The organism is Micromonospora sp. NPDC005197, assembly GCF_040608295.1.
GTDB lineage: Bacteria > Actinomycetota > Actinomycetes > Mycobacteriales > Micromonosporaceae > Micromonospora.
Map to the genome: position 1 here is coordinate 1 of NZ_JBEXHY010000227.1, position 4,454 is coordinate 4,454.

The following is a 4,454-nucleotide window of genomic DNA, read 5'->3' on the forward strand; positions in this document are numbered from 1 at the left end:
GGCCCGCCGGGAGGCGCAACGCCGCCTGGCGGCCCAGCGCGAGGGGGTACGCCGAGCAGCCATGGGCCTCGACCGGCCCGGCGACCTGCCGGCGGCCGTCAACGGGGGCTCGGTCTCGTACCGTCGCTCCGGAGGACTGCGCGGCCGCCCCTACGAGGCCGGCCGCGGCGCCTGACCCCGCGCTGCCTCGACCTCGCGGTGCCCGGCGTCGCGCTGCCCTGTGTCGCGGCGCCTGGCCTCGCGGCGCCTGGCCTCGCGGCGCCCGGTCTCGCGACGCCCGGCGTCGCGCTGCCCGGTGTCGCGGCGCTTGATCGACTCCGGTTCGCCGAGGTGGGGGTATCGCCGCGAGATGATGCCGCCACATCGGCGACGTCGAGTCGATCAAGGGTGTGCGGGGGCTTGATCGACTCGACTTCCTGGAAGGCGGGGTGTCGAGGCGTCCCGGATGCCCCGGTTTCCTGGAAGTCGAGTCGATCTCCGTGCTGGTGACAGCGCCGCACCGGGGGCGGATTCGCGGTGGAGGTCGGCGACCTGTTAGCCTTGCTGCCGGCCCGCCCGGTGTAAGCCGGGTGGGACCGAAGCCGGTTCGCCGGTGGGGGGCTGTGGCGCAGACTGGTAGCGCACCTCGTTCGCATCGAGGGGGTCAGGGGTTCAAATCCCCTCAGCTCCACCCCAGGTCAAAGGCCGTTTCCGCGAGTCGGAGACGGCCTTTTTCGATCATGAAGGCAAGCGCGGCGGCGCGGACGTGCACGGTCAACTGAAGCGCTCGGTGGTCACGAGCACCGGGCGAGCACGGCCGGATCGGTGCGCAGACCGCGACTCAGCGAGGCGGAACTCCACCAACCGGCGCTCGGCGTCCAGCCCGCGCTGTGCAGACCCGTCGTGGTGAAGTCGTCGTGCCGGGTGAACTCCTCGACGAGGATGCCCTCCACCTCATGATCGCCCTGCGCGGACCGGACCAGGTGGTAATCCAGCGAAGGCCCGGCGTGCGGCCGATCGGTGCTCACCGGCCCCATCCTCCGGCCACGCCGCACACCGGGCAACAGTGATCCGTCCATACCAGACGGTTAGCCCGCAGACGTCGATCATGTCGTCCATCCGACCTGCCGCAACCGAGAGGCATGTTCAGGGGTGCTTCTGGCATCAGTTGACGCCCGGGAGTATCCGGGCCGCCCGCACGGGGAGAAGAGAATGACGCACACCGCTCGACACCGGATGCTCGCCGGCACCGCCGCCGGCCTGCTGGCCGCCTCTCTCGGCGTCGCCGTGGCCTCGACGGCGACCGCCGCGCCCAGGACCGGGGCCACCAGCGCCTGCACGATCAGCACCTTGCCCTATCCGACGGACACCTACCGCGCCGACGCGAGCGTCATCGACCCGTCGGGCCGCTTCGTCGCCGGCACCGCCCTGCGGATCCGGGAGGACGGCAACCAGTACCTGCTGCTGACCTGGGACGGGCAGCAGCTCACCGAGACCGAGGCGCCGGGCAACGGGATCGACCCGGTCGACGTCAACGAGAGCGGCATCGTGATCGGCAACGGCTGGGCGGAGAACGGCATCGGCCGACCGTGGACGTACCGCGCCGGCAAGCTCGAGCAGTTGCCGGTGCTGCCGTCCACCGGCATCTTCGTCTCGGCCATCAACAAGGCCGGCGACATCGTCGGCTACGGCTCGGACATCGTGCCCGGCGAGTTCGTCGCCCTGCGCTGGCCGGCAGCCCGCCCGGGCACGGTCGAGGTGCTCGACGCCCCGGTCAACGCCCAGCCGGTGGGGATCTCGCCGAACGGGACGATCGTCGGTTACGCGGGCCCGTTCGGTGACTGGACCAGCTGGGTCCGCCGGCCGAACGGCAAGATCAAGCCGCTCGCGGTTACGGGTGGTGGGTCGACCTCGCTCAACGCCGCCGCGGGCCACTGGGCCGTCGGCCAGGCCTGGCTGGGTGGCACCAGCCCGGCCAAGGTGCGGTGGGACGTGCGCGACGGCTCGTACACGTTCCTCGACCAGGAGATGGGACTGGACGACGTCAACGCCAAGGGCGTCGTGGTGGGTGGCGACCGGGTCGCGCGCGGGTCCACCTCGCGGGTCCTGCCGGGCAGCGGCGAGCGGATCAACATCGGCGCTCGGGCCATCTCCGACACCGGCACCATCGTCGGCTTCCGCAACGCCGACCGGGTGACGCCGGTGCGCTGGACGGGCTGCTGACCGCACACCAAACGGGGGCGTGGGGCCGGTCCGATCACCGGGCCGGCCCCACGGCACGTCACGGCCTCCAGGAGCCGGCGGTCGCGAACTTGTGCTGGTACTCCAGCACTCCCGAGGTGTCCTGCACGTCGAACACCACGCTGCCGGTGCGCTTGGTGCCCGCGGTCAGGTCGTTGGCGGCCGGCATCGGTTTGCCGCAGCCGGAGAAGGCGCCGGCGATCGCGTTGGTCTCCGTCCCGTCGGCGGCGACCCACTGGAAGTACAGCGGGTTCGCCGAGCCGGTGCCCTTGGTGACCGCCACAGTCACGTCGGCGATCACGTACATGCCCTCGTCGGGCTTGAGGCCGTACGACGTGCAGGGCTTGGTGGCGGTGCTGAACTTCGTCACGGTGATCTCGACGGTGCCGCCGTTGTCGTCGATGACCAGGGTGTCCCCGGCGGACATGTTCCGGGTGTCGCTGTCGGCGGACGCCCGGGGCGACGGCGCGGTGCTGGACGGCGGCTGCCCGACACCACGGGTGACTGCCGGGGTGGGCAGCGCGTCGGTCACCTCGTTCGCGGCGCGGTTCGCGCCGATGACCACCGCCACGATGCCGCCCGCGCAGCACAGCAGGGTGAGCACGGCCGCGGTCACCGCGATGGCCACCACTGTCTTCTTGGAGTTCTTCGTCTGCACGGGCGGCGGCGGCATGAGCGGGTAGCCCGGCCCACCGGGCGGCGGGTAGGCGCCCGCACCGGGCTGGGGGTAAGCGCCGCCGGCCTGCGGGTACGCGCCGCCCGAGAACGGCGGCTGCGGCGGGTTCGCCGCTGCCGACCACGGGCTGGGCGGCACCGGCGCCTGCGGGACCGTCGGGTCGGCGGCGGACTGCTGCGGCTGCGGTGTCGCCGCGAACGGTTGCGTCGGCGGCTCCGGGTTCGGCTGCTGAGGGTCCTGCGGCCCGGCGGGGGGCTGGGGGTGGGTCACCGTACTCCTTGACGCCTCGTACGTGCGGTTCGGGAACCCGCCGACGCTACCGTGCGTCGCCGACCCGCCGGTCGCCGCGCCGGCTCGTGTCCCACCGTCCGCGAGTCGTCGACGCACCGGCCAGAATGGACGGTGCAGGGGTCAGCGCAGCGTGAGGACGGCGGCGGTGCGGACCAGGCCGTCGGCGACCACGAACCGGCCGGTGATCGTGCCCGGAGGATCGGCGACCTGCGCCGCGTCCACCCGCGCCGGTGCGATCCGGGCGGTGAACGTACCGGAGTCCGGGTCCAGCGTGAGGTGGGCGTCGTGGAAGTCCAGCCAGCTTCCGACGACGGGGTGCCAGACCTTGTAGACGGTCTCCTTGGCGCTGAACAGCACGACGGGCCAGGAGATGTCGGAGGGTAGCCGCGCGAGGGTCTCCTCCTCCTCGGGCAGCAGCACGAGTCGGCGTACCCCCGCATTGATCTCGCGGTGCCGTTCGGCGTCCATGCCGACCGATCGCAGGTCGGTGGCGCGCGCCGCGGCGGCGGCGCAGTAGCCGGTGGTGTGGGTGATGGTGCCGACCACCCCGGCGGGCCAGATCGGCGCACGGTCGGCGGCGGCCGGCACGGCCGCCACCGGCAGGCCGAGGTCGGCCATCGCCCGGCGGGCGCACACCCGGCCGGCGGTGAAGTCCCGTCGACGGGTCTGCACCGCCCGTTCGCCGAGGCACGCCTGTTCGGCGGTGAGGAGTTCCCCGGTCCAGTCGTCGGGTGCGGCGACCGCCACGGCGACCGTCGGCGGCAGGAGGTCACGCACGGCCGCCACCTACCGTCCGGTAGCGAAGGGGCATCCGCTCGACCGTCAGATTTCCGACTCCCACGACGGGAGAAGGTACCGCAAAGATGTAACACCGGAGGGACGCGTCGCGCCCTCCAGGATGGCTCCGGGGGGACCACCATCAACACCTGGCCAGTCCCGCGAACATCTTGAGAGGACCTGCGATGAGCGATGGCACCGAACCGCCGGGGGATCGGGCCGACGACCACGCACCGACGACCCCGGGCTGGAGCTGCGGCTCCTGCGGCGACGAGTGGCCGTGCGCGACGAAGCGCAGCCGGCTGCTCGCGGAGTACGGGGATGACCGGGCGATGCTCAGCGTCTACCTGGGCTCGTGTCTCGCCGCCGCCGCCGAGGATCTGCGCGCGGCCCCGGTGATGTCGCTGCAGGACCGGTTCATCGGCTGGCTGCCCCGCGGCGCGCGACGCCGCTGAGCCCGCCGGTGGCCCCGCCCACGCCGGGCGGGGGC

Annotated in this window: 5 protein-coding genes and 1 tRNA gene; 3 read left to right on the forward strand and 3 right to left on the reverse strand. The window is 72.8% G+C overall.

Going from position 1 to position 4,454, the window contains the following annotated elements:
* Positions 1 to 596 precede the first annotated feature (596 nt).
* Positions 597 to 670, forward strand: a tRNA-Ala gene (locus tag ABZU46_RS31125).
* A gap of 103 nt (positions 671 to 773) precedes the next feature.
* Here the strand turns inward: ABZU46_RS31125 and ABZU46_RS31130 are convergent.
* Positions 774 to 1,007: a hypothetical protein gene (locus ABZU46_RS31130; RefSeq protein WP_354863269.1), complete on the reverse strand. Its 234-nt coding sequence runs from the start codon at positions 1,005 to 1,007 to the stop codon at positions 774 to 776.
* Between the two features lie 184 nt (positions 1,008 to 1,191).
* Between ABZU46_RS31130 and ABZU46_RS31135 the strand changes: the two genes are divergently transcribed.
* Positions 1,192 to 2,202, forward strand: a complete 1,011-nt coding sequence (locus ABZU46_RS31135) for a hypothetical protein (protein ID WP_354863270.1) — start codon at positions 1,192 to 1,194, stop codon at positions 2,200 to 2,202.
* Between the two features lie 58 nt (positions 2,203 to 2,260).
* Here the strand turns inward: ABZU46_RS31135 and ABZU46_RS31140 are convergent, their stop codons facing one another.
* Together ABZU46_RS31140 and ABZU46_RS31145 are read right to left on the reverse strand one after the other, a co-directional pair.
* Positions 2,261 to 3,166, reverse strand: coding sequence for a hypothetical protein (locus tag ABZU46_RS31140; protein ID WP_354863271.1), 906 nt, complete (start codon positions 3,164 to 3,166; stop codon positions 2,261 to 2,263).
* Positions 3,167 to 3,307: 141 nt separating this feature from the next.
* Positions 3,308 to 3,964: a 4'-phosphopantetheinyl transferase superfamily protein gene (locus tag ABZU46_RS31145; protein ID WP_354863272.1), complete on the reverse strand. Its 657-nt coding sequence runs from the start codon at positions 3,962 to 3,964 to the stop codon at positions 3,308 to 3,310.
* A 185-nt stretch (positions 3,965 to 4,149) separates the two neighbouring features.
* On the opposite strand from ABZU46_RS31145, the gene ABZU46_RS31150 reads away from it, so the two are divergent.
* A complete protein-coding gene (locus tag ABZU46_RS31150; RefSeq protein ID WP_354863273.1) occupies positions 4,150 to 4,419 on the forward strand; it encodes a hypothetical protein in 270 nt (89 codons plus the stop codon).
* Positions 4,420 to 4,454 lie beyond the last annotated feature (35 nt).

Bases quoted from the DNA above. Each gene is read 5' to 3' on its own strand.
- ABZU46_RS31150 (WP_354863273.1), top strand. From the start codon at position 4,150: ATGAGCGATGGCACCGAACCGCCGGGGGATCGGGCCGACGACCACGCA.
- ABZU46_RS31135 (WP_354863270.1), top strand. From the start codon at position 1,192: ATGACGCACACCGCTCGACACCGGATGCTCGCCGGCACCGCCGCCGGC.